Below are 468 nucleotides of genomic sequence, written 5' to 3'. Positions count from 1 at the left end.
GTTAGTTTTATTGTACATTTTTTCTTATAGTCATTATATGACTCACCTAAATCTTTAAGAGCTTTCTCTGCTCCTTCCAACCAAGGATCTCGTAGACTATTTTTAATTAAATTTTTATCGATTTTTATAGGTATTTTGCTTTTGGGAAAATCGATAGATTTTATCTCTTTATTAGAAATCCTAGAAGTAGACTTTAGAATATTTAACGAATAAGTTTTTATTTGGGCAACATGTTTCTTAGCAAGCTCCTTCTTAACATTGTATTGCTGTTCCGTAGGGAATTTTAGGTTTTCAGATAATTTTTTATCATCTATTGTTATTATATTTTCACCTTTTGACAAAAGCGGTGGCATCCATTCTTTTTTATTCAAGAACGGTGTTTTATAGCCTTCAACCAAAATTCTAAGTTGACTACTCGAATCAACAGAAATTTTTTGAGTTTGCCCTCTCTCATCTGTAAAGTCAGCA

General features: G+C 30.3%; 1 pseudogene. It reads right to left on the bottom strand.

The annotated features are described in order from the left end of the window. Positions 1-468, bottom strand: a pseudogene (locus EXE10_RS21660) (hypothetical protein); the annotation flags it as partial.

This window comes from Acinetobacter sp. WCHAc060033 (genome assembly GCF_004209125.1).
Taxonomy (GTDB): domain Bacteria; phylum Pseudomonadota; class Gammaproteobacteria; order Pseudomonadales; family Moraxellaceae; genus Acinetobacter; species Acinetobacter wuhouensis.
The sequence above is the reverse complement of the archived record's forward strand: the minus strand, read 5'-3'. Positions and strand labels throughout refer to the sequence as shown.